Source organism: Rhizohabitans arisaemae, from assembly GCF_025996515.1.
GTDB lineage: Bacteria > Actinomycetota > Actinomycetes > Streptosporangiales > Streptosporangiaceae > Rhizohabitans > Rhizohabitans arisaemae.
Genome location: NZ_BLRH01000035.1, coordinates 467,211 through 491,299, shown reverse-complemented (window position 1 = coordinate 491,299; position 24,089 = coordinate 467,211). Strand labels below are relative to the sequence as shown.

20 protein-coding genes are annotated in these 24,089 nt (G+C 68.9%); 8 read left to right on the top strand and 12 right to left on the bottom strand.

The window, feature by feature from the left end:
* Nucleotides 1-212 precede the first annotated feature (212 nt).
* Together RUR_RS24315 and RUR_RS24310 are read right to left on the bottom strand one after the other, a co-directional pair.
* Nucleotides 213-701, bottom strand: coding sequence for a hypothetical protein (locus RUR_RS24315; protein WP_283137911.1), 489 nt, complete (start codon nt 699-701; stop codon nt 213-215).
* Between the two features lie 141 nt (nt 702-842).
* Nucleotides 843-2,456 carry an alpha/beta hydrolase gene (locus RUR_RS24310; RefSeq protein ID WP_283137486.1) on the bottom strand — a complete coding sequence of 538 codons (1,614 nt, stop codon included), beginning with the start codon at nt 2,454-2,456 and terminating at the stop codon, nt 843-845.
* Nucleotides 2,457-2,934: 478 nt separating this feature from the next.
* Between RUR_RS24310 and RUR_RS24305 the strand changes: the two genes are divergently transcribed.
* The gene (locus tag RUR_RS24305) at nt 2,935-3,729 is read left to right on the top strand and encodes an SAM-dependent methyltransferase (protein WP_283137485.1); all 795 of its coding nucleotides are present in this window, start codon (nt 2,935-2,937) and stop codon (nt 3,727-3,729) included.
* A gap of 420 nt (nt 3,730-4,149) precedes the next feature.
* Here RUR_RS24305 and RUR_RS24300 read toward each other — a convergent pair whose 3' ends face one another.
* Nucleotides 4,150-5,493, bottom strand: coding sequence for a M20/M25/M40 family metallo-hydrolase (locus tag RUR_RS24300; protein ID WP_283137484.1), 1,344 nt, complete (start codon nt 5,491-5,493; stop codon nt 4,150-4,152).
* Between the two features lie 573 nt (nt 5,494-6,066).
* Here RUR_RS24300 and RUR_RS24295 point away from each other — a divergent pair.
* Nucleotides 6,067-6,555 (top strand): RlpA-like double-psi beta-barrel domain-containing protein, encoded by a 489-nt coding sequence (locus RUR_RS24295; protein WP_283137483.1) that lies wholly within the window; start codon nt 6,067-6,069, stop codon nt 6,553-6,555.
* 520 nt (nt 6,556-7,075) lie between these two features.
* On the opposite strand, the gene RUR_RS36845 is transcribed toward RUR_RS24295, so the two are convergent.
* The 5 genes from RUR_RS36845 to RUR_RS24270 form a co-directional block, all read right to left on the bottom strand.
* The gene (locus RUR_RS36845) at nt 7,076-7,720 is read right to left on the bottom strand and encodes a hypothetical protein (protein ID WP_428847020.1); all 645 of its coding nucleotides are present in this window, start codon (nt 7,718-7,720) and stop codon (nt 7,076-7,078) included.
* Between the two features lie 199 nt (nt 7,721-7,919).
* A complete protein-coding gene (locus RUR_RS24285) occupies nt 7,920-9,107 on the bottom strand; it encodes a CysS/YqeB C-terminal domain-containing protein (RefSeq protein WP_283137482.1) in 1,188 nt (395 codons plus the stop codon).
* Nucleotides 9,108-9,280: 173 nt separating this feature from the next.
* Complete coding sequence (locus RUR_RS24280) at nt 9,281-9,418, bottom strand: hypothetical protein (protein ID WP_283137481.1); 138 nt, start codon at nt 9,416-9,418, stop codon at nt 9,281-9,283.
* A complete protein-coding gene (locus RUR_RS24275; RefSeq protein WP_283137480.1) occupies nt 9,415-10,068 on the bottom strand; it encodes a pentapeptide repeat-containing protein in 654 nt (217 codons plus the stop codon). The genes RUR_RS24280 and RUR_RS24275 overlap by 4 nt, the downstream gene beginning before the upstream one ends.
* A 65-nt stretch (nt 10,069-10,133) precedes the next feature.
* Nucleotides 10,134-11,096 (bottom strand): hypothetical protein, encoded by a 963-nt coding sequence (locus RUR_RS24270; protein WP_283137479.1) that lies wholly within the window; start codon nt 11,094-11,096, stop codon nt 10,134-10,136.
* A 508-nt stretch (nt 11,097-11,604) separates the two neighbouring features.
* On the opposite strand from RUR_RS24270, the gene RUR_RS24265 reads away from it, so the two are divergent.
* From RUR_RS24265 to RUR_RS24240, 6 genes are all read left to right on the top strand, one after another.
* Nucleotides 11,605-12,219, top strand: coding sequence for a CAP family protein (locus tag RUR_RS24265; RefSeq protein WP_283137478.1), 615 nt, complete (start codon nt 11,605-11,607; stop codon nt 12,217-12,219).
* Between the two features lie 157 nt (nt 12,220-12,376).
* Nucleotides 12,377-13,021, top strand: a complete 645-nt coding sequence (locus tag RUR_RS24260; protein WP_283137477.1) for an ArsR/SmtB family transcription factor — start codon at nt 12,377-12,379, stop codon at nt 13,019-13,021.
* A 1-nt stretch (nt 13,022) separates the two neighbouring features.
* Entirely contained in the window at nt 13,023-13,763 is a 741-nt protein-coding gene (locus tag RUR_RS24255) for an SRPBCC family protein (protein ID WP_283137476.1), read from the top strand.
* Between the two features lie 157 nt (nt 13,764-13,920).
* Nucleotides 13,921-14,463 (top strand): dihydrofolate reductase family protein, encoded by a 543-nt coding sequence (locus RUR_RS24250; RefSeq protein WP_283137475.1) that lies wholly within the window; start codon nt 13,921-13,923, stop codon nt 14,461-14,463.
* A 208-nt stretch (nt 14,464-14,671) separates the two neighbouring features.
* A complete protein-coding gene (locus RUR_RS24245; RefSeq protein ID WP_283137474.1) occupies nt 14,672-15,535 on the top strand; it encodes a hypothetical protein in 864 nt (287 codons plus the stop codon).
* A 186-nt stretch (nt 15,536-15,721) separates the two neighbouring features.
* A complete protein-coding gene (locus tag RUR_RS24240) occupies nt 15,722-16,567 on the top strand; it encodes a hypothetical protein (protein WP_283137473.1) in 846 nt (281 codons plus the stop codon).
* A gap of 311 nt (nt 16,568-16,878) precedes the next feature.
* Here RUR_RS24240 and RUR_RS24235 read toward each other — a convergent pair whose 3' ends face one another.
* The 4 genes from RUR_RS24235 to RUR_RS24220 form a co-directional block, all read right to left on the bottom strand.
* Nucleotides 16,879-19,101 (bottom strand): DEAD/DEAH box helicase, encoded by a 2,223-nt coding sequence (locus tag RUR_RS24235; RefSeq protein WP_283137472.1) that lies wholly within the window; start codon nt 19,099-19,101, stop codon nt 16,879-16,881.
* Entirely contained in the window at nt 19,073-20,404 is a 1,332-nt protein-coding gene (locus RUR_RS24230; RefSeq protein WP_283137471.1) for an ATP-binding protein, read from the bottom strand. The genes RUR_RS24235 and RUR_RS24230 overlap by 29 nt, the downstream gene beginning before the upstream one ends.
* A complete protein-coding gene (locus RUR_RS24225) occupies nt 20,401-22,701 on the bottom strand; it encodes a tellurite resistance TerB family protein (protein WP_283137470.1) in 2,301 nt (766 codons plus the stop codon). Before RUR_RS24225 ends, RUR_RS24230 begins: the two co-directional genes overlap by 4 nt.
* Nucleotides 22,702-22,896: 195 nt before the next feature.
* Complete coding sequence (locus RUR_RS24220; protein WP_283137469.1) at nt 22,897-23,757, bottom strand: hypothetical protein; 861 nt, start codon at nt 23,755-23,757, stop codon at nt 22,897-22,899.
* Nucleotides 23,758-24,089: the final 332 nt, after the last annotated feature.

Sequence of the window (24,089 nt, the reverse complement as noted above, 5' to 3'; positions counted from 1 at the left end):
CCACGACATCGGTAACCAATAGGATCTCGCTCCCGAACACGGGCTCGACCGGCCGAGCGAGGTGCTGGATATCGGTTCGGTACGGCGTGCCGCTGGATGCCCTGACCACGTTGGGATCCGTCGGCCTAGGTAGACAGGGTCGCTGCCGATCTTCGTGGAGCCCAAGCGGTTGTTCACCGACACAGGGTGCTCTGAACCATTTGCGGGGCTGGTCACTTGGACTCGGAACTCGGCTCGGGAGTCCCGTTAGGCCAGATACAAGTGGATGTGACGCCGAGATACAGACCGCCTTCCTCTGTCCGTTCAAGCAACAGAATGAAATCATCAGGAACACTGAAACCACTGATATCCGGCTTATTGGAGTCGAAACCCGTCGACTTAATCCGATACCCCTTCTGCTCCCAGTTGCGCTTTACCTGACCGGCAATCTCAACCACTCCATCTTTCGATATTCCACGCAACCAGTATGCCCGCGACAGAACCAATCTGTCTTCCGATCCCCCATCCATCGGATCTAGACAATTCCCAGGTGTTAGCGAGGGTTCGAACAACTCCAAGCGTGGTTTGGGATCGATGTTCGCGACTGCCTCAGCAACCAATTGCTCCAATCGGGCAATGGCTTGTTCCTGTGTGATTGTAGGCTTTTCACTGCGCCGCATCGATATTCCCCCAAACCCACAACTCACCAGTATGGAGAGCATAGCCACCGCGAGGACCGTTCTCAGTGATCTAGGCATAGACAGACCCCTTGGCCACTTCCCTGACAACTACTGGATTCTTCGGACACGCCACACCAGGTCGGACACGGGCTACGTCCATAGCGGACCGTCCCTCGGCCTTGCTCAGCGAGCCGAGGGATCATGAACAGGAAAGTCGGCAAGATCTTCATGGTTCGTCACTATCTTAGCCATTGTTCTCAGTGAAGTGGAGTTTTGATCCCAGTAACTTGAGTGAGCACTTGACAGCGGCCCAGGCTCCACTGGGAACGGACGAGCGCCAAACTCGACCTTGCCCGGATCTTCACCAAACCTGCCGAGGTCGGCTACAGGATCGAATAGCGCCTCCCCTACCCATACATTCTTAGGGGCGATTCTCAGCTCTGCCGCGTGGCCAACACCCACCCCAGGACTTCCCACAAATATGAGCCGATCAGCAAAACTTCCCGGCCGAAGCACAGCTGCCTTCCCCGTGACAAGCGAACCATAGCTATGCCCTAACACAGTCATGTGCGAATCCCCATCGCCACGATGCGTTGCCTTTAGACCATCTGCGAAAGCCGCCAATATGAGTGCTCCTCGATCAGCCACATCGTCAGCTGCCACCGACTTACCCTTGATAAGAACATCTGCTGATAATTGCGGGGCGTCGTATCCAAGCCAAGCAATCGAGGCAACGGACTTCGAATACGGCTGTGTACGATCCAGAAGCTTCCAAGCCCTTTGGAAGTCACCGGCTGCCCCGTCGAGATTTGTGCTGAGACCCGGGACGTAGGCAACCACGTGTTCTGCGGTGTCGGGGTTGCCGTAGGAGATCACCGCTCGGCCCACGGGGCCGCCAGGGTCGAAAGCGAGCAATAGTGCGGCAGGGCGACCGTTGGTTCCACCCGCGGCGAGTCCCCGTTCCACTTGGCCGATCCGTTTGAGGATCCTCGACTGCTCCTCGGCCTGTTCCTTCCAGCCCTCTGGTCTTCGGGACAGGATGTCGTTCAACGCTTGGCGGGCGGCGTCCTTGCGCTGGGCCAGGACGGTGCGGTTGGCGGTGTCGCGGACTCCGGACGGGATTCCGTTGAGCCTGCCAATACCGGCGGGGTTGCTCGCCAATAGTGCGGCCCGGGTGTTCTCGTCCAGGGTGAGCCACCAGATGTTGACCCGTGCCGCCAGGCCCGGGGAGGTACCGCGTTCCTGGATTCTCAGAAGCTCGGTGAACGCATCCTTGTTCCCTGCCTGTGCCCACCCCAGAACCTTGGCGGCGTTGGCTGGGTCGGGGGCGTGGTCGCCGAAGAGGCCGTAGCCGGTCATGGCCGCGTTGAACGGGAGGTTGGGGCCGGTTCGGCGGATCGAGTCGAGGCGCCGGGTCAGGTCTGTTACCTGGGTTCCGGCCCACTCCCCGGTTTTGCCGACTCTCTGGCCGGGTTCTGCGGGGACGCAGATGGCGTTGAGTTCGCCGTAGAGCCGGGAGCCGGCTTGGGTGAGCCCTTCGCCGGCCCGCCGAAGGTCGGCGATCAGGTGCTCCAACCTTGCCGGGTTGATGCCGGTGAACGATCCGGGTCTGACTCCCGCCACGGCGACCTGGGTTTGCAGCGGCGGGGGCGCGGGGGCATGCCCGCCGAGCTGCCTGACTCGGGCGGTGACGCTTTCCACGGCCTCTCCCAGTGCCTGTTGGAGATTGCGCCGTACATGCGCGAGTTCGTCGGAGAATCGGTCGGCGCCGCCTCCGACCCAGGTCAGGCCCCTCATCGACGTCAACGGTCCGTCGAGGAGACGGTGCGCGTCCGTTGCTATGCGAATAATCCGGCTGAGCGCTTGCTCTTCTGCTCGTGCGGATCCCACCCCGGTATCCACGAGTGACGACAGTGGCACATCACGCGGTGTTCGCCAACCCTACCCACCACTACAACTTTACCCGGGCGGTAAATATCTGGGCTCCAGGTTGCCCGTCGATCGGGTGGACTCGGATTCCAGCCCGGCGTCACCCACTCCATGAATTCGGATATATCACTACAAATAGCCCACAAGACCCCGAAGTCCTGGAGCGTGATAATTCACATCAAACTCTGAGATTGACGAGCTCTATCCACCAAACATGACGATGTCATCAAAAGTCATGAGATGTCTATAGATCCTTCTCGCGACAAGATATGAAGCTATCGGTGGGCAACGACGCCCGCCCGGCCTCGGGGGCGGCCACGCGACATGAAACGAGCACAGGAGACCAATGAGTGAATCGCAGGTAGTGCCCGAAGGTATCGACGCTACCCAGATGAGTCACGCCCGCGCCTACAACTACGTGCTCGGGGGAGACGTCAACTACGAGATCGACCGGGTCGGCGCAGGTCAGGTGATGGCCCTCGCCCCCGATCTCCCGGTCCTCGGCAAGGCGCAGCGCAACTTCCTGCTCCGCGTGGCTGAGATGTGCGCGCGCCAGGGCATCAAGCAGTTCCTCGACATCGGCGCCGGGATTCCGACCTCGCCGAGCGTGCACGACACGGTCAAGGCCGTCCACCCCGACGCCCGGGTGGTCTACTCCGACAGCGACCCGATCGTACTGATCCACAACAACGCCCTGATGGACGCGGACGGCGTCGCCTGCATCCAGGCCGACGTACGCGACCCGGACGGGTTCTTCGCCAATCCGCAGGTCCGGGCGCTCGTCAACCTCGACGAGCCTGCCTTGGTGATCTTCGCAGGCCTCTTCCACCTGATCACCGACGAGGAGGACCCGGCCGGGCTGGTCGCGAACTACCGCGACCGTCTCGCGCCCGGCAGCCACCTCCTCATCTCCCAGTTCTGCACCGACACCAGCGACCCCGGCGCGAAGGCCAAACTGGAGGAGATCTCCAAGTACTCCGCGGCACCGATGTGTTTCCGCCTCAAGTCCGAGATCGAGCGGTTCTTCGACGGGCTTGAGGTGCTTCCGCCGGGTGTGGTGAACGTCCAGGACTGGTGGTCGGACGAGGAGACCCCGGAGACGATGCTGCAGGTCGTCGCGGGTGTCGGCCGCAAGGTCTGACAAACCACACGTCAGCGCGACCGTCGTGGGCACCTCCCCACAGGACAAGTCCAGGTGATCGTTGCGGCGTGTGCACCCCAAAGGGTGCGGACAACACAACGATCACCCGACAACGGCCGTACGGGCTGAGCCGAGCCGGTCCCCGATGGCATCCCCCACCCGGACAGCGGCACGAAAGCCGCCTGGTGTCCGTACCCCCGACGGCGAAAGGCCGCCGCTGCGCGGGAGATCGCCAAGCAACTCCGCTCGGTGCTCGCGGATTCCGAGGCGGAGCGGTCGGTGTGAGTCGCCCAGGGCCGTACCCGGCGACGACCGAACCCCCGACACCGATTCGGCGGAAGGCTCCGGCTGTCCGGAGAACCCGCGCGCAGCTGGACGCCAAACGCCGGAACCATGTCCCGTACGGCGCCTCCGAGGCCGTCAGGACGCTCCTGGAACGAGTTGGTCGGCGGAGACGCCCTGTTCGGGGATCGTGGCGGTGAGGGCGCGGGAGCGCAGGAGGCGGTCGAGGACGCGGACGCCGAACTCCAGGCCGTCGACGGGGACGCGTTCGTCCACGCCGTGGAACATGCCGGTGTAGTTGAGGTTCTCGGTGAGCATGAGCGGCGCGAAGCCGTACCCGCGGATGCCGATCCCGGCGAAGGACTTGGCGTCGGTGCCGCCGGACATGATGTACGGCACGGGCTTGGCCTGGGGGTCCTCGGCCCGGAGCGCGTCGCAGAGTTCGGGGAGGAGGCCGCCGCCGGTCGGTACGGAGACGCCGTCTTCGAAGGAGATGAACTCCCTGGTCACCTTGGGTCCGAGGAGCCGGTCGACGGTGGCCAGGAACTCCTCGCGCAGGCCCGGGAGGAACCGGCCGTCGACGTAGGCGTGCGCGGTGCTGGGGACGACGTTCACCTTGTAGCCGGCTTCGAGCATGGTGGGGTTGGCGGAGTTGCGGATGGTGCCGCGGAACAGGGTGCCGACGGCGCCGAGCCGGGCCGCTTCGGCGTCGAGCCGGTCGCGGTCGATGACGGTGCCGAGGGCGTCCTCCAGCCGGGTGAGCAGCTCCTCCACTCCGGGTGTGAGCCGTACGGGCCAGGTGTGGGCGGCGAGCCGGACGATCGCCTCCACCAGGCTGGCGACGGGGTTGTCGACGGCGGGCCTGGATCCGTGGCCGGCGACGCCGTGGGCGGTGAGTTTCATCCAGGCGGTGCCGCGCTCCCCCACCGCGACCGGATAGATCCGCAGGTCGTCGTTGACGTGGACGCTGTAGCCGCCGGATTCGCCGATCGCCTCGGTGCAGCCGTCGAAGAGCTCCCTGCGGTGGACGACGGCGTGCCGGGCGCCGTACTCGCCGGTCGCCTCCTCGTCGGCGAGGAACGCCAGGACGAGGTCCCGCCGCGGGCGCACCCCCTCGGCCGCCCACCGCCGGATCAGGGCGAGCGTCATCGCGCAGGTGCCTTTCATGTCGACGGCGCCGCGCCCCCAGACGCAGCCGTCCTGGACTTCCCCGGAGAACGGGTAGACCCGCCACTCGCCGGGGTCGGCGGGGACGACGTCGAGGTGGCCGTGGACGAGCAGCGCGTCGGGCGAGTCGCCGGGGATTCTGGCGACGACGCTGGTACGGCGGGGCGCCGACTCGAACACGACGGGCTCGATCCCGGCGTCGCTGAGCAGGGTGGCGACGTACTCGGCCGCGGTGCGTTCGCCGGGTCCGCGCCCGTCGCCGTGGTTGCTGGTGTCGAGGCGGATCAGGTCTGAGCAGATCTCTGCGGGCGTCATGCGCGGGCCCCTTGTCGAATACGGACGGCACTGTCTTTTTCCCGCGGGACTCCGCGGGCGGTTGTGCCGGCACCTCAAGGGGTTGGCGGGCGGGGCCGGGACGAAGTGATACCCACCTGGTCCCGCGACGCGCCGATTCTCTGGATAAAGAGGAGATTGCCGAATAAAGCTGGTTTCAGCGTCACTTGAGTGCCATAGGGACACTGCTGATACGTACGGGGCACGGCTGACGCCTGCCTACCAAGACCACCTTTACCGACGCACCAGAAGATCTACCATTAATTCGGGCATCGATCACTTTTCTTGGACATTTTGCTCTATCGTTCCCTTTGCTAGGAAAATGCAATACCCAAGAACTTGACATCTTCCCGATACAGATCAGCTCGCTGGTCTCCCCCAGCACAGGGCCGTCGCACCGCCTCGCCGTCGTCGTGAGGCCGTACTCGCCGGGTCGTCCGACCCCGCGAATCCCTGATCGAGGTCGCCACGACCTCTCTTCGTGCTGCCATCGCACGCCCGCGACGTCCTTCTCCGCCCCCGCGGAGCCGCCCTGTGCCGATTGAAAGGATCCCCATGCGGTCAAAGAAGGCGATAATCGCAGCGGTAGCGGCATTCACTCTGGCGACCGGCCTCGCCGGCACGGCCCCCGCGGGCGCCACGGCCTCGGGCCCGGCCCACGAGCCGAAGGTCCCCGCCGAGCTGCTGACCAAGCTCCCCACCGGTAGCGCCACCGCCACCTCCTTCTGGGACCCGGCCACGGCGTCGGGCAAGCCGATGAGATACCAGACGATCGCGAGCCCGTACTGGCCGCTCGGCACCAAGGTCAAGGTGACCTACCAGGGCAAGAGTGTGACCGGTGTCATCGAGGACTTCGGGCCCGCCGAGTGGGCCGTCGCCCAGCACAAGGTGCCCGCCATCATCGACCTCTCCGAGCTGCTCATGCGGGAGCTCACCGGCCAGCGCTCCAACGTGGTCGTCGTCGACTTCGAGGTCCTGGAGTGGGGCAAGGGCCGCGTCTACCGCGACCGCGGCACCGGATACGACCTCGCCTTCGGGAAGTAACCCCTAAGACCCCCTGAACCGACCGGCGCGCTGTACCGGGCCCCCACGGCACAGCGCGCCGGTCAGCTTTTGCCCCTCAACGCCCGTACGGCGCCGGCGTTGCCCCGGCGTTCGGCCCGCAGGGGCGGTCGACCGGGATCGTCACCAGAACAGCCTGGGCCCGTTGCAGGCCGGAACCGGCACGGTGTGAACGCCGGGTCTGGTCGGCGCCCCCCGATCCTTCCGTCTTCCCCGAGGACGACGCCCGGGGGCAAGGTCTGCGGGTCGAACACGGTGAAGGTCGTCTGCTCCTCCTGCCCCAGACCTGGATCCGGCTCCCCGGCCGGACCGCCCGCCTCGCCGAAGAAAGGGTACGGCCACGGGTCGACGCAGACGCCCGGGCCGAACTCCACCGAGTCCGGGAAAGTCATCCACAACCGGCGAAACGCGGGCGTCCTGACGGACACCCGCGTTTCGTCGAGGGGATACCCCTGCTCAGGCGATCGGCCGCCCGTCGCCCGGCATGATCACGGCAAAGACCCTAGGCCCGGTTGGCGTGATGACCGTCCTGCCGCATGCGCAGGTAGGTGACGACGAGCGTGGCCAGCAGCGTGAGGGTGACCAGCAGGCCGACGAGCAGCGGCGCGATCGCTGCACCGGTGTCGGCGGCGGTGGCCGCGGGGGCCGGCGTGAACGGCTTGAGGGGTACCGAGACCGTGTTGACGCCGTTGACCGGCTTGACGGTCGGGTCGGGCTCCTTGACCTTCCACGCGCCGGTGGAGAACGCCTGGGGCTGGCCCTTCTTGCCGATCCCGGGACCCCACTTGGTCACGTGGTAGGTGACGTGGATGTGCCCGAGGCCGTGTCCCTCGACGGTGAGGGTCGACTGGTTCCAGCTGCCGCCGGTGAGCGCGGCGAAGGTCTTGCCGTCCATGTCGAGCATGACGCCCTTGTTGGAGGGGATGCCCGGACCGCGGTCACCGATGAAGAACTTCTCCTTCTTCCCCTCGTAAAGCACGTAGCCCTCGGTGCCGAGGGGCCAGCTGGGGCTGGCGAACAGCCCCTTTTGCATGGGTTTGCCGGAAGCCGGCATTCCGGTGTCGCCATTGATGCCAGAGCCGTCGTCCCAGTAGTACGAGGCCTTCGTCGTTCCCTGCAGCAATGGTGTCTCTATGGCATTAGTCATGAAGAGGCTCCAGAATCGCCAGGACGGTGAAGTGTCCGTAGCACAGGCGGGTCCACGAGTCGCGGGACTCCGCGGGGGCGACCAGCCGGCCTCCGTTTGAGGTCCCGGTCACTGGTCTCTAAACGGACACTAGCCGACAAATCACTCAAACGCCACGAAAAGGTAACAGATCTACCATGCAGGGCACGGAACGGTAAAGCTAGCGAGAAGACCAGCGAACCCCGTCAGGCCCGTCCTGGACGTGGATGCCGACGGCGGCAAGGGCCGCCCGGATCGCGTCCGCACTGTGATACAGCTCACGTCGCCGCAGGTCGGCGCGGACCGTGAGCAGCGGCTCCACCATCGGGGCGAGCCGGTCCCGCTGATCACCCGATTCGGCGGCACGGGCCAGCCTGACGACGAGGTGGCGGAGCACGGCACGCGCCTGCGCGACCCCGCCCTCATCCTCCTCGGTGTCGGCGGCCCATCTGGTGATCTCCTCTTCCAGGTCCAGTACGGCCTGCGCCCGCCGCTCCCCCGCCGCGGCGTCGAACCGCCGCTCACACGCCTGGATCACCTCGCCGAGCGCGGTCCGCGCCGGCTCACCCCCGGGCACCCGGGCCGGCGGCGGACCGGCCAGGCCCTCGCCGGCGAAGAACCCGGTCAGCTCGGCCAGGGAGACGAAGGTCCCCGCGGGCAGGACGAGCTGGGCGCCGCGGAGCCGTACCGTCACCCCGCCGCGCCCCACCACCTCGGCGTCCCCGGCGTTCACATCGAGGACCACGGCCGTGTGTTCGTCGACCCCGAGTACCCCGGCCCCCTCGGGGAGCAGCGACTCCATCCGGGCCAGGCGCCGTTCGCCCAGGTAGCAGAAGCGGGTGTCGTGCGTCCCGCCCTCGGCGTTGTCATAGTGCGGGATCACCGCGACCTTCAGCCCGAGTCGGCCCAGGAGATTCAGCCCGTCCAGCCAGTGCGGCTCCGCCCCGACTTTGTAGACCTCGTAGACGGGCACGACCGAGACCCCGGCCGTACAGGCGGCCGCCGAGGCGAGCACGGTGGCCCCGCCGCCCGCGCGCACCCGGCCGGCGAGCTCCCGCCCCACCGGCCCGCCGGTCCAGCGCCGAAGCGCGAAGGTCGGGCTGCCCGGGCCGGAGAACACCCAGTCGGCCTCCTTGACCTGGTGCGGCTCCCGCGCCACCTCGACGTGGAGCCCGACGCTCCCGGCGAAGTACCGCCGGGCGCGGGCGGAGATGAGCGCCGCGTTCTCCTGAAAGGCGTACGGCGTGTCCAGGAGTACGGCGCGCGGCGCGTCGCCCAGGCGGCGCGCGATCGCGCGGTGCACCGTGACCATGGTGGGGCTCGTCTCACCGGATCCCATGAGCACAAGCAGCCCCGCCCTGTCCGGCATCCCGTTCCGCCTCTCCCGGTTCCCATCGCCTCCCCTCAGTCGTTCCACATCACCGGCCAAACCACAACAACTACGCCCACATCACCTGGTACGGGATCCGGCCGAACCGGACAAACAGCGCAGACCCCCGGCCGATCGGGCCGGGGGCCTGGAAGACGACGTGTGATTGCGGCCTAGGGAATGTGCGGTCCACCGACGGTCGTGGTGTAGGTCTTGAAGGGGGTCCGGAGCTCGGTCGCCTCGATCGTGCGCTCCCCGGAGACGCACCGCTTACCCACGGCCGCGAGGGTGAAGTGCCCGTTTCCGGTCACCGCCCCGCGACCTTGACGCCGAGGGCCTGTGCGAACATCGGCGCCATCCACATCAGCTGCGCCTCGCCGATCGTCGCCCCGCGCAGCCCGTCGTAGCCGTCGGCCACCCCGACCTCGGCGGCCTCACTGAGATCGACCTTCGTCAGCGTCGACTTGGACAGCCGGACCCGCTCCAGGGTCGAGCCGGGGAACCGCACGTTCGTCAGCGTCGCCCCGCCCCAGTCCACGTCACGCAGGACGCAGTCCTCGAAGACCACCTCGGTGAGCCGGGCCGACCGCAGGTTCACCGCGTCGAACTTGCACCGCCGGAAGACGACCCGGCGCAGCTCCGACCCGAAGACCTGCAGGCCGGCGAAGACCCCGGAGATCGCCGTGACGTCCAGCCACTCGGTCTCGCCGAGGTAGGTCCCCACCCAGCGGGTGCCGCGCATCCACACCTCGTCGAACCGGGCCCGGGAGAGCCGCCCGCCGGTGAAGTCGACCCCGGTGAACGCGCACTCGCCGAACCTGGCGTGCTCCGCCTCGCAGTCCTCGAACTCGGCGTCGGCGAAGTGGACCGCGTCGTGGTGCTCCTCGGCCTCGGGAGCCCCTTCATGCGGCCGGAGCTTGCGCGCGTACGGCAGTTCGGCGAGGTCCTCGGGGACGTGCATCGGGGTTCTCCCATTCTCCACGGCGGTTCCCGGGCGACCCTAGCGGCGGGGTACGACAGAACCGCTCAGTGACCGCCGTGCTCCTCGCCCCCGTCGTCCGGGGTGGTCTGCTCCGGCGCCTTGACGTCGGCCTTCCCCCCGGCGGTCAGGGTGAACTCCGCGGTGCGCACCGTCCCGGCGTGCTTGAAGTCCAGGTAGAGCCGGTACGCCCCCGGGCTCGGCGCCTGGGCGTGGAAGACGATCCCCGGCCCCGCCGCGGTCTTGCCGTCTCCGGGCTCCCCGTCCGGGTGGACGTGCAGGTAGGCGAGGTCGCCGGCGCGGAGCGCGACCAGGTGTCCGTACGCGCCGAGGTAGGGCTCCAGGTCGGTGACCGGATCGCCGTTCCTGGTGACGTTCAGGGTGAGCTTGCCGGATTTCCCGGGGACCAGGTCACCGGTGAGCGCGACCGTGTACTCCCCGACGACGGCGGTCCGGGTGACCTCGGCGAGCGGCTTGCTCCGATAGTCGCCGGCCGCGTGCAGGTCCATGCCGAGGGTGAGCGGCTCGCCGCCGGTCGCGGCGAAGTCGGCGAACGCCCGGTACGCGCCCGCTTCCGGCAGTGTCAGCCGTATCGACCAGACTCCGCCGTCCAGCAGTTCGGGGTGGAGGTGCTGGAAGCCGGACAGGTCCCGTCTCACCACGATGAAGTGCATCTTCTTCTCGTGCAGCACCTGGTAGTCGGTGACGGGGCGGCCGTCCGGCCCGGTGACGGTGAACCGGAAGTCCGTCGCCTCGCCCGGTGCCAGCTCCGTGGTCCGCGGGGTGAGGGTGTAGCCGTCCTGGGAGATCTGCAGGCCGCCCGGCACCTCCGCGGCGGCCTTGGGCGCGGGATGGCTGTGTCCGTCGTCGCCCGGTGGCGCGGTCGTGGGCGGGTTCTCCGCCGCCGACACCGCGGCGGATGTGGGGAACAGGGTCCCGATTCCCATGGCCGCGCCGAAGGTCACGGCGAGGCCGGAGACGAAGATTGCCAGCTTGGCGGGTGTGTTCATGGTGACCCTCCTGATGGTCCGCTCTGTTCGACATCGGGGGAAATATACCCCCTACTGGTATATACCCTTGGCAGGGTCGGGTGGCCACGCCCGTCGGCGCGGAGCGGGTACGGCGCCGAGCGCGGCGGCCACGATACCGCCGGCGACCAGGCGGGATCCGGATCACCTCGCCGCCGGGTGGGCGGTTCGGAACCCACGCCCACCCGGCGGAGTCCGGGTGCCCGGTGCCGGTCAGCCCTGGAGGATCCCCTCCGCGGCCTCCTCCTCGGCGACGACGTCCTTCACGGGCGCGTCCGCCGTACCGCAGGCGCATTCACCGCACATGGTCTCCTCCATCTCCCATGTACCCATGGGGGGTATCCGTCGGGCAGGAAACTACCATACCCCCCTAGGGTTGGTAAACCCAGGGCATCGAACACACCCCGCCACGAATCCGTGTCGCTACGTAGCCATTCGGATGATCTGTGTGAGCATCAAATCAATTCGGACCGGACCGCGGGGGCGCCCCATGTCACAGATTCTGATCACCACAATCGTCAAAGCCTGCCTGCTGGCCGCCGTGGCCCCGCCGGGTGCGGCCGCCCTCTCCGACGAGGGCTTCGCCAAGGCGACCAGGGACGCCGTCAACCGGTGCCGGGCCCGGCACTCCGCACAGCCGCTCCGGCTCGACGTGCGCCTGTCCAACCTGGCCAGGCTCCGCGCCCGCGAGACGGCCCGCCGCGGCTCGTTCCTGGAGCAGCGGACCCATCCGTACGGGGAGAACGGCTTCATCGCGATCGACTCCGACTCCTCCGCCGAGCTCGCCCCCGGGGAGGCCGTGGCCGCCTGGTACGAGGGCTCGGAGGCGTACGACTTCGACCGCCCCGGATACACCCAGCAAGCCGGCCACTTCACCCAGCTGGTGTGGAAGAACACCACCCACCTCGGCGTCGGCAGGGCGGTCCACGTGGCCGACGACGGCAAGGCGTACACGGCCGTCATCACGATCTACAGCCCGGCCGGCAACGTCGACGCGCCCCAGCGGTTCCGCCGCAACGTCGCCCCGGCGAAGACATCGGCCCCCTGCGTCTCCACCGGACAGCCCGAGACCGCGACCTCCGACCGATCGGACGACCAGACCTGAGCGCCCAAGCCCCGCAGGTCCCGAACCGCGCCCCCGGTGGTCCGGACCTGCGGGTGAACGCGAAGATCCTGGGCCACTTCAGATTGATATCGCACTAAATGTCCGGATCATTCACCTTGTCTTGACAACAAAAATTGTCGGTGGCAGGGTGGGCGCCATGTTGGACGTCACGGTGATCGAGGACCCGGCGGCCGCGGAGGTCTCGCTGGACCCGGTGCGGGCCCGGCTCCTCGCCGAGCTCGCCGAGCCGGCGTCGGCCACCACACTCGCGGCCAAGGTCGGCCTGCCCCGGCAGAAGGTGAACTACCACCTCAAGGCACTGGAGCGGCACGGGCTGGTCGAGCTGGTCGAGGAGCGGCGCAAGGGCAACTGCACCGAGCGGGTGATGCGGGCGACCGCCGCGTCGTACGTGATCTCACCGGCCGCGCTCGCCGCGGTCGAACCCGACCCGGCCAGATCCCCCGACCGGCTCTCGGCACGCTGGCTGCTCGCGGTCGCCGCCCGGCTCGTCCGCGACGTCGGCGCCCTCGTCACCGGCGCCGCGAAGGCGCAGCGGCGGCTGGCCACCTTCACGCTCGACGGGGAGGTCCGGTTCGCCTCCGCGGCCGACCGCGCCGCGTTCGCCGAGGAACTGTCGACCACTGTCGCCAGGCTTGTCAGCAAATATCACGACGCAAGCACGGAAGGTGGCCGCGACCACCGCCTGATCGTGGCGATCCACCCGAGCGTCAAGGCCGTGGCCACCCCACCGGACACCTCCGGCACGGACGACACCCCCAAGGACCAGGACAAGGAGCATTGAGATGGGCCACGGATTCGAAGTGGACATGTCCGCCGAGGTCGACGCCACCCCCGAGCAGGTGTGGGAGGCCATCTCCACCGGCCCCGGGATCGACTCCTGGTTCATGGGGCGCAGCGAGGTGGAGCCGAAGGAAGGCGGCACGGTCCGGCTGACCTTCGGCGGGTACACCCCGTCGGCGACCGTGACCTCGTGGGAGCCGCTCAAGCGGTTCGCCTACCGGAGCGAGGAGGACGGGGACGGGCGGTTCATCGCCTACGACTTCCTCATCGAAGGACGGGATGGAAGCACCTTCCTGCGTACGGTGACCAGCGGCTTCCTTCCCGGCGACGACTGGGAGGGGGAGTACGAGTCCATGAAAATGGGCGGGGAGATGTACTTCCGCACGCTGGTGGAGTACGTCAACCGCTTCCCCGGGCGCGTCTCCGTCCCCCTCACCGTCTTCTCCGCGGTGCCGGACGGCTGGGACGCGGTACGGCCCCGGATCGTCCGTGCGCTCGGCCTGGCCGGAACCGCCGCCGTCGGCGACCCCGCGCGGGTGGCCGTACCGGGACTGCCCGCCGCCGAGGGAGTCGTGTACGTGTCCAACCCGCAGACCCTGGGCGTGCGCACCGACGACGCGCTGTACCGGTTCGTCGGCGGCTTCGGCGGGTCGCTGATCCTCATGCACGAGCTCTTCGGCGACGCGGACCCGGTCGAAGCCGAGCGGTCCTGGCGCTCCTGGCTCGAAACCCTCGCCGCCTGACCTCCCCGGACGGCGGCGGTCGGCCGCCTTGAGCCGACCGCCGCACGGTACGGGGCGGAGCCCGGCCTCCGCCCCGTACCCACACCCTCAGCCCCCTGGTCACGGTCGGCCGACCGCGACCTGAAGATCCGCATAGCCCACGTACGAAGGATGAATCATGCGTAAGACAGTCGCCGGCCTCTTCATCTCCCTGGACGGCGTGGTGGAGCGGCCGGACCAGTGGCACTTCCCCTACTTCAACGACGAGATGGGGGCCGCGGTCGGCGCCCAGGCCGCCGAGGCCGACACGCTCCTGTTCGGCCGGGTCACCTTCGAGGAGTTCGCCGGCTACTGGCCGAACCACCAGGGCGAGGACGCCGAGCTCGCCGACTATCTCAACAACACGCCCAAGTTCGTCGTCTCGCAGTCCCTGAAGAACCCGGAGTGGCAGAACTCCACGGTGATCGGCGGCGACGTCATGGCCGAGATCGCGAAACTGAAGGAGCAGCCGGGCAAGAACATCTCGATCACCGGGAGCGCGACCCTGGTTTGCACGCTGCTCGCGAACGACCTCCTCGACGAGCTCCGGCTCCTCGTCCACCCCATCGTGGTGGGCACCGGCGCGCGGCTCTTCGGGGAAGGCGTCCAGAAGGAGCTGAAGCTCGTCGAGTCCACGACGTTCAGCACCGGCGTGCTCAACCTCGTCTACCAGCCCGCCTAAGCGCCACGGCAGGTCGACAGCGGGAGGCCGGTCACCGGTCTCCCGCTGTTGTGTGCCGGGATTCCGGTCTCAAGAGATTGTCGGCCCATCTCAAGAGATTGTCGGCCTAGCCGGTGGACCCTTCCCAAGAGATCTTGCCAGGCTTCCGGACATGAGAATTCGATACATCGGATCCGGACCCTACTGTTATTCAAATTCCCTGCGAATGATGCTCGGAGAAGACGCTCCCCCACCTTCGGCGATCGAGGTGCTCACCGGCATGCCGTTCGGCGCGCAACTCTACGAGAACGGTCTGATCTTCTTCGACCCGCCCGGCTTGGACCCGCTGATCGGGATCGACGAGGCCCTCGAGCTCATGGGCCGGCGGGCCGAACGCAGCGGCGGCGGCACAGCCGAGGAGGCAGTTGCCCGGCTCCGACGTGTGAATCCGTCATCGCCCGCACTGGTCGGGCCGGTCGAGATCGGACTGCTCCGGCACCAGCCGGACATGAACGGGCCCATCGCCTCCGATCACTATGTCGTGGTCCTCGGCGTCGAGGGGGACACCGTGCTCATGCACGATCCGCATGGATTCCCGTACGCCACGATGCCCGTCGACAAATTCATCGCCTCGTGGCGGACCGATACCATCGGATACCCCGCCGAGTCATTCACCATGTGGCGCAATTTCAAGAAGATCCGCGACCTCGACGTGCACACCATGCTCCGGGACTCGATTCCCCGGGCAATTCGACTCCTCGGCGGCACCCCGCCCCCGGCGGACGCGATCCACCGGCTGATCGAGATCGTCGGAGGGGATCTCAACCCGGGCTACCGCGCCCACCTCACCCACTTCGCCGTCCGGGTGTCCGCCCGCAGGCTGGCCGACGCCGCCCACTGGCTCGGGGAGATCGGGTACGGGCGCGCCTCGGAGGTCGCCGCCTTCCAGGCCCGCCTGGTGGGCGGACTCCAGTACCCCCTGGTGGTCCAGGACGACGCCACCGCGATGGACCTCCTCCGGCAACTGGCCCCCACCTACGAGCAGCTCCGCGAAGCCCTCGCCGCCGGTCCTGAACCCGCGCGCACGGCCTGACCGACACGAAGGCCGGAAGCGGGAGACCGGTCACCGGTCTCCCGCTTTTTTCCTGTGTGATTTTGGTCTCCGGAAATTGTCGGCGTATTCAGCTGGACAATTCCCGGTGAAATTGTCAGGCTTCCGGCCATGCGACTTCGATACATCGGATCCGGCCCGTACTGCTATTCAAATTCCCTGAGAATGATGCTCGGAGAAGAAGCTCCCCCTCCTTCGGCGATCGAGGTGCTCACCGGCATGCCGTTCGGCGCGCAACTCGACAAGAACGATCTGATCTTCTTCGACCCGCACGGCCTGGACCCCCTGATCGCGATCGACGAGACCGTCGAGCTCATGGGCTGGCGGGCCGAACGCAGCGGCGGCGGCACGGCCGAGGAGGCGGTGGCCCGGCTCCGACGTGCGAATCCGTCATCTCCCGCATTGGTCGGGCCGGTGGAGATGGGGCTGTTCCGGCACCAGCCGAACATGAACGGGCCCATCGCCGCCGACCACTACGCGGTGGTCCTCCGCGTTGAGGAGGACACCGTGCTCATGCACGACCCGCAAGGATTCCCCTACGCCACGATGCCCGTCGACGAATTCATCGCCTCATGGCGGACCGATACCATCGGATACCCCGCCGAGTCATTCACCATGTGGATGAATTTCGAAAGAATTCGCCACCTCGACGTGCACACCATGCTCCGGGAATCAATTCCCCGGGCAATTCGACTCCTCGGCTCCACCCCGTCGCCGACGGAGGTGGTCAACCGGCTGATCGAGATTGTCGGGGCCGACCTCGATCAGGGCTACCGGGACCACCTCACCCACTTCGCCGTCCGGGTGTCCGCCCGCAGGCTGGCCGACGCCGCCCACTGGCTCGGCGAGATCGGATACGGCCGGGCTTCGGAGATCGCCGACCTCCAGGCCCGCCTGGTGGGCGGACTCCAGTACCCCCTGGTCGTCGGGGACGACGCGGGCGCCGTGAAACTCCTCCACCGGCTCTCCCCCACCTACGAGCAGTTGCAGGAAGCCCTTACCGCCGGTCGGTGAGCGACACACCGAAGGGAGCCGTGCAGATGGGCCCGGTTCGGGTGACAACCTTGGACGTGCGGTACCCCGTTAAGTGAAGTCGAGCTTACAAGAACAGTATTTTTTAACATTGACCGCGATCGGTTCGTGCCGCGCACAAACCAGCGCGGCACGAACCGCCGCGCGCATTCTCGCGCCGCAAAGGGCGCGGCGCGAGAAGTGCGGATGTAGCGCGACCAGCACCTAGGATCCAGCCGTACTTACCACCCGGCCCCGGAAACGCTGTTGAGACACTCAGGCTGGCCGGGGTGGGGATGTCTCGCCCGTACCGATTAGTCGGGGTGGCGTCCACCGGCCGTGAGCTCGGCCAGGGCGGACCAGGCGCCGGGGACGTCCAGGTGGCGGGCGGCGTAGCCGCGGGTGAGCAGGTCCTCCCCGAGGAAGTGGTCGTGCTTCTCCAGGCGCTTGTCCGGGACGAGAGCGGCCAGGGCCTCCGGGGCGGGCGGGGCGGCCGAGGCGAGTTCCCGCAGACGGGTGTGGGCGGTGGCCGGGGAGGTACCGTTCAGCGTCATCCCGGCGCCCTCCTGATCGATCTCCACCCCGCGGCCGAGCAGGGCCAAGCCGATCGTGGTCATGATGACGTCCCCGCGGAACGGGAAGAACAGGGTGTCCTTGCCCCAGCCGACGAGCGAGTCCGACCTCAGGCCGAAGCGCCGGTAGGTGGCGCGCCCCTGCTCCAGCAGCCGCTGGGCGGTCGCGTCCAGGTAGACGGGCACCGCGGTGTCCTGGTAGATCCGCCGCATCTCCCGCCTGACCCGGTCGTGGACGGCCATGCCGGAACCGGTGAACCTCGGGGGTCGGCCGCCCGAGGAGGGGGCCACCTCGATGGTCCTCGCCTCGGTGTCGACCTTGAGGATCTTCCAGCGCCTTCCCGCGAAGATCAGCAGGGCTCCGTCGGGGAGGAGGTGATCCATCGGAAAGGTGCCGAGGGTCGTCCGCTCGGTGACGACCCGGTACTCCACCGGCGTGGCGAACGCGGCGTAGAAGCTGTGGTGGTTGACCAGGCGCTCCCCGACCGTCCCGTGCAGGAGGAGGCCGTCGGGCTCCTGCCGGATGAGGTCGGCGGCGCCCGCGTCCCGCAGGAAGGCGCCGAACACCCCGGGGTCGACGGCGCGGAACGGCCCCTGGACGCACAGGGTCCGGTAGGCGTCGCTCGGGGAGACGCCGCCGTGCTGGGCGATGAGGGAGAGCAGCTGCTGCACGAGCGTGGACAGGTGCAGCGCGGCGGAGGGAGGGGGTTCGTACCAGCGGCGCAGCAGCAGCTCGACGACGGCGATCGCCTGCACCAGCTCCTCCCGGAGCTCGTCGCCGGGCGGGCTCGTCCCGATGAGTTCACGCTCCCGGATGTGCAGGCCGAGCACCGCCGGTTCGCCGCGCCGCCCCGACCGGCCGAGTCGCTGCCGGAGCGCGGCGACCCCGGGGGCGGCGCCGATCTGGGCCACCGAGGCGACCGCGCCGATGTCGATGCCCAGCTCCAGGGTGGCGGTGCAGACCGCGGTGACCGGCCGGGAGCGGTCTTTGAGCCGACTCTCGGCGTGCTCGCGGATGTCCTTGGAGAGGTTGCCGTGGTGCGGGACGAACTCGCCCGGTACCCCGGCGCGCTCGCAGCGCCGGCTCAGCAGGTCGGTGTAGTGCTCGACGTCCCGCCGCGAGTTGGCGAAGATCAGGTTGTGGCTGCCGCGCAGCGTGGTGAAGAGGTGGTCGGCGATCTCGTCCGGCTCGTCCCGGGTCTCCGCCGGGTCGGGCTCCCGTTCGACGTAGCCGCGGAGAAGGAGCCGGAGCGCCTGGGCGTCCGAGTCCGAGGTGATCAGTGTGACCTTCCCACCGTCGCCGGGCCGGAGGAATTCGGCGGCGAGCCGCATGTCGCCCAGGGTGGCCGACAGGCCGATCCGCGGGACGCGCCGCCGGGCCGCCAGGTCCAGCCGGTGCAGGAGCGACTGGAGCTGGGCGCCGCGCTCGGTGCCGATGAAGGAGTGCGCCTCGTCCACGACGACGTACCGCAACGCCCCGGTGAGGTGCGACATCTTCCAGCCGCGCAGGACGAACAGGGCCTCCAGCGACTCCGGGGTGATCAGCAGGATCCCGCGGGGATTCTCGGTCAGCTTGTGCTTGCGGTCCGAGCCGACGTCGCCGTGCCAGCGGGCGACCGGGATGTCCAGATCCGTACAGAGCCGGTCCAGCCGATCGTACTGGTCGTTGATGAGCGCCTTCAGCGGGCTGACGTAGATCGCGGAGAATCCGGGTACGGCCGGCGGCTCGCTCACCAGCGCCGAGCAGATCGGCAGGAACGCCGCCTCGGTCTTGCCGGAGGCGGTGGCCGCGCCGATGAGCACATCGGTGCGGCCCGCCAGCACCTCGGGGATGGCCGTCTCCTGGATGTCGCGGAGCCCGGTCCAGCCCTCGTCCCAGATCCACCGCCGCACCGCGGGGTGCAGCAGCCCGTACGCCCCGGACGGGGCGGCGGGGTCAGAGCCGGAAGGTCGCGAAGTCGTCATCGCCACGGGCCCCCGCAGGCCCGGCGGCCTCCTCCTCGAATCCGACCAGGTCGGGGTTTCCCTCCTGCGCGACGTCCACCGTGGACAGGATCCGCCGCCAGTCCACCCCGGGGTTCTGCTCGATGACGGCGAGCAGGTCGCAGAACGCCTTGATCGTCATACGGGGGGTGCGGAAGTAGGCTTCGCCGATCCGGCTCGCGCAGTGCTGCATGAAGGCGTAGAGGCCGTCGTCGGGGACGAGGTACGCCTGCGGGTTGCCGAGCGCGTAGACGTGACGGATCTTGGTGAGCAGGACGTAGAGGTCCTCCTGGGTGAGCGAGGAGAGCCGCAGGACCGGGCCGGAGTAGTCGACGAGCCCGCCACCGGCGAAGGTGTTCTCGGCGAGGCGGGACTGCAGGGCCGCGTAGCTGTAGAGGCCGCGCCGGGTGTCGGTGAGGAACTCGGGGGTGCCGCCGAAGACGAAGCCCAGGTGCCGCGCGCTGCCCTGCAGGGTGTCGTTGAAGATCCGCAGGATCTGCTCGTAGTTGGAGTTCCGCGCCTGGATGGTGGCGAGCTTGTACAGGTTGACCATCTCGTCCAGGCAGACCAGCAGGCCCTCGTATCCGGCGAGCCTGACGAAGACGCTCATCAGCTTGAGGTGGTCGTGGAAGGTGGCGTCGTCGACGATGGTGCGCACCCCGAGCGCGGCCCGCGCGTCGGTCTTGGTGGAGAACTCGCCGCGGAGCCAGCGGACCGCGGCCGACTTGAGCTGCTCGTCCCCGTTGTCGTGCCCGCGCCAGTAGGCGGCGACGACCTCGGCGAAGTCGTAGCCGCCGGTCATCTCGGCCAGGTGGGCGAGGCGGGCGCGGATGACCTGCCCGGGGTTGGTCCCGGTCCGCTGCGCCTCCTCCAGCGCGGTGGAGACGAAGCGCTCCACCACGGCGGAGAGCGCTCCCCCGTCGGGCTTGGCCCGGGTCGCCATGTTCCGCATCATCTCGGCGTACAGGCTCCGCGCCTGGCCCTTGGTGGAGTGCAGCCGCCGGTCGGGGGTGAGGTCCGCATGCACGGTGACCAGCCGCCGCTCCAGGGCGATGGACCGTACCAGGTGCAGGAAGAACGTCTTTCCCGCACCGAAGTCGCCGATGACGAACCGTACGGCGGAGCCGCCGTGGCCGAGCCGGTCGATGTCGGTGACGAGTGCCTGGACCTCTGCGGAACGCCCGACCTGGACGTGCCACTGCCCGAGCCGCGGGACGACCCCGGCCCGCAGCGACTGGATCAGGGCATCGCGTTCACGGGGACGGATGGGGATTGCGGTGGTCACGAGAGCATTTCTCCAAACACATATTGATTGACCGAGATGGGGTCGTCTCCTTCGAGCAGCGGCTCACCGACCAGCTCGTACGCCGCCTCGTTGACCTGGTCCATGGCCCCGTCGGGCAGCAGGTTCCACCGGGCCGCCAGCTCGGTGAAGCGGGCCCGGGAGAGTTCGTGGCCGCCGGCGAGGGTCCGGAGCAGCCCTGAGTGCTGCGCGTTGAGCCCGGCGACCGGTTCCTCCGAGACGGTGGCCGGATCGACCGGGGCGGCCGTCTCCTCCTCTTCGGCGAAGATCCGTCCCAGCAGCGCGTTGACCTGCTCCGTCTCGGCCAGCTTCCGTTTGATCGCCTCCGGGTCGAGCCGGACCTGCGACGGGAGGGCGGGTACGGCGCGCTCCGGCTGGGCCGGGATCCGCTCCATCGGCGCGGTGGCGGGCTCCGGTTCGACGACGTAGACCCGTTCGGGCTCGCCCGGGCGGACTCCGGTGGGGGCCGCGGAGCCGTACGGCGTCGCGGGCCGAGGCGGGGACGGGACGACGGCGGGGGGCTGGTCGAGGCCGAGCAGGCGGTGGATCCGGGTGAGGGTCTTCACCTCCGGCGTGGAGACCTCTCCGTCGGCGGCGGCCACCCCGGCCAGGAACTCGGCGACGTAGGCCCGCTGCCGGTCGTCGATCATGGCGATGCGCCGGGTCAGCCCGCTGAGTTTGACCTTGGTCGCCATCAGCCAGCTCAGGTGGGCGCCGAGGCGGCGGCGTTCGCTCCCGGTCAGGTGGAGCGAACGCTCCAGGTGGTCCACCAGATGCCGGTGCTCGGCCTCGGAGGCCACCCCGTCGGACTCGGCCACCGCGGCGGCGAGGTGGAGCAGGAGCGTCGCCGTCTGGTACGCCTCGGAGGCCTCCGGCGGCGGCCCGCTCAGCGTGCGAAAGAGAACCATCGGACCTTGGAAGGGGATGGGGCCGCCCAGCCCGGGGTCCGGCTCGACCCCGACCTCCGCCACCCCGAGCAGCCGGATCAGCCCGAGGGCGTCCTTTTTGGTGGGGTTGACCCCGGGTTTGGCGATGAACGCGGCGAACTCCTCGGCGCGGACGATCGCCGATTCGCGCCGCCCCAGCCGGTCCCGCGCCCAGGAGACGGCCCGGCCCACCTCGCCGGAGCGGAAGTCCACCAGCTCGACGGGGAGCAGCGCCTTCGCCCGCAGGCTCGCCCGCTCCTCGGGGACCCGGCCGACGAACCGGCTGTAGGTGTCGAGTTCGGCGGCGCATTCGTCGGCGATCGCGGCGAGCTTGCGCAGCGGTCCGGCCTGTTTCAGCACGTCGGTGGTCCCGCTGAGCGTCAGCTTGGCGGCGCCCCGGAAGCCGGAGCTGGCCGGGCGGTACTCCAGGGCGATCTCCTCGCCGCCGGGCCGTACCTTGATCCCGGGGCCGTGGCGGGAGGTGTAGCGGAGCCGGAACAGCCCGTCGAACTCGTCGGGGCAGCGGGTGGCGACGGTCCGGAGCCGGTACTCGGGGTCGGAGCGGAGCCAGGACAGCGCCCACTCGGCGGGTATCGGCAGGCCGAAGGCGGCGAACTCCCCCAGTCCGACGCGGAGCCGGGCGGGCGGCGCCCCTTCCCGCGCGGGGGCGGGCACCGGCCCGGCGTGGACGTTGCGCGCCGTCATGGTCATGACGTCCAGCAGCTGCTCGAACTCGCCGGTGTACCGCTGGAAGGAGGCCTGGCCGGGGAAGAGCCCGGTGAGCCGCCGGACCTCCTCGCGGATGATCGGGAGTTCGTGCTCGGCGGCGGGGTGGCCGCCCCACAGCTCGTAGAGGGCGCGCCGCTCCAGGCCGTACAGGTAGAGGAAGACGTAGCCGATGGGGACTTCCGGGTGGCGCCGCCCGTCGGCCAGCCAGGACAGGTACGCGGCGCGCGCGGCGGGGGAGACGGCGTCGTAGGACGGCCAGTAGTCCAGTTCGTGCCCGGCCCAGTCGGGCCGCCGGTGGTCCACCGGGAGCCGCGGGTCGATGAGGGCGGGTTCGGCCACGGATCCGGAGACCGCGCGCAGGCCGCTGCCCACGTAGAGCAGGCCGCCGACGATGTTGAGGCCCGCGACGACGATCCCGGTTCCGGGGGGCAGCCACGGTCCGACGGGGGCGACGTACTGGGAGGGGTGCGGGGCGGTGTCGCGGCGGGAGGCGTGGCGGCCGGGCGGCCGGGCCGGGGCGATCGGGGGCTGCGGTTCGGCGGGAATCGGGGGTCGGTTCAGCGGATCGCGGAGATCCGCAGGTCTGCGATCGAGGCTACGGCGAAAGCGATCGAGAAGTCCCATCCACCCGTCTCTTGTCAGCGACACGACAAGCGAGCCGGCCTCGGCCTCAACCCCGCAGCGTGAATCCGATCCTTGGCCTACATAAGGAACTTTACCGGCGTACCGTCGGCCCTGCCGCCCTCGTTATCGTCTTGATTCTCAGCTCGACGGCCTGATTCCGATTCCTCACCGATGTCCTTTCTGCCGGGAAGACGGTCATAGGCGGGGGCCGTCGGTTCCGGTGTCCCGATCGATCGCGGCGGGCGCAACCCCCGGCACGGCGAGGGGGTCGGCGACCGCGTCCGCCGGGCCGTCGACGTAGACCCTGTCGTAGCCGGTCCCCGCCACGTACTGTGTCCGCTCCTGCGGCCTGGGCCGGGGGTTGACGGTGTCGGAATCGAAGGTGATCCCGGTGGCCGGGTCGACCGCGGCGACCTCAAGGCCGGGTACGGCGAGCAGCTCGGCGACCGCGTCCGCCGAACCCCCGACGTAGGTGGTGTTGAAGTCGATCTCCGTCGCCACGCACCAGGCCCGGTCGTCCGGCCACCACAGGTTCGGGGTCGCGGTGAAGCCGGCCAGCGGCGGGGCCTCGGCGATCGTCCCCGCCCGTCCCTTCAGCAGGAACATCTCCCGGTGGGGGATCTCGAACCGGGGCGCCTGCGACGGGGGCTCGAACCCACCATGCCCCTCCCAGACCGCGTACCAGGCCACATCGGGCGTGGCGGTGAACCGGACGAGCACTCCGCCGAGGGCCTTCGCGAGATCCGGCGGGAGCGCGCCCTCCTCCGGCGGGGTGTCCCAGATCCCGGGCTGCACGTCCCCGTAGGCGAACCGCTCGGCCCCGGTGATCGAGGGCCACTGCATCGCCGGATGCGCCGTACGGCCGTTGGCCTGCGCCACCTCACGCCAGGTCACGGCTCGCCCTCCCAAGCCGGCCGGATGGAAGACCCTGGCATACGCCTCGAACCCGCCGGGCAACACCGACGTCACGTTCTTGGCGAACTCCCCGATCCGGTCGGCCACCCACCGCGCCGGACCGGCGTCCGCCGCGAGCTCGTATCCCTCGAATCCCGCCACAACCCCATTGTGATCGACATCTCATCCCGTGGTCCTCCCATTTACCGGCGCCCCCTGCCGACCGGTTCGTCACAGGCCGGGTGGACCCGGCATGACCTGGGCGGAACCCGCCGGGAACCGCGCCGGGCGCCGTGTCGGCCGTACCCGGCCCACCCAAGGCGACCTGCGCGGACACCTGCTGTGTCCGGTCAGGCCCCACTCGCCTTGCCCGCACTCGGCACCGGGACGTGGCACCGGGGGCTTTGGACCCAGGGCACAATGCCGTGGGGACGTCGCCGTGGCCGTCCGGCCACGGTTTCGCGGGGCGCCCCGACGCAAGCGGACGGGGGGCG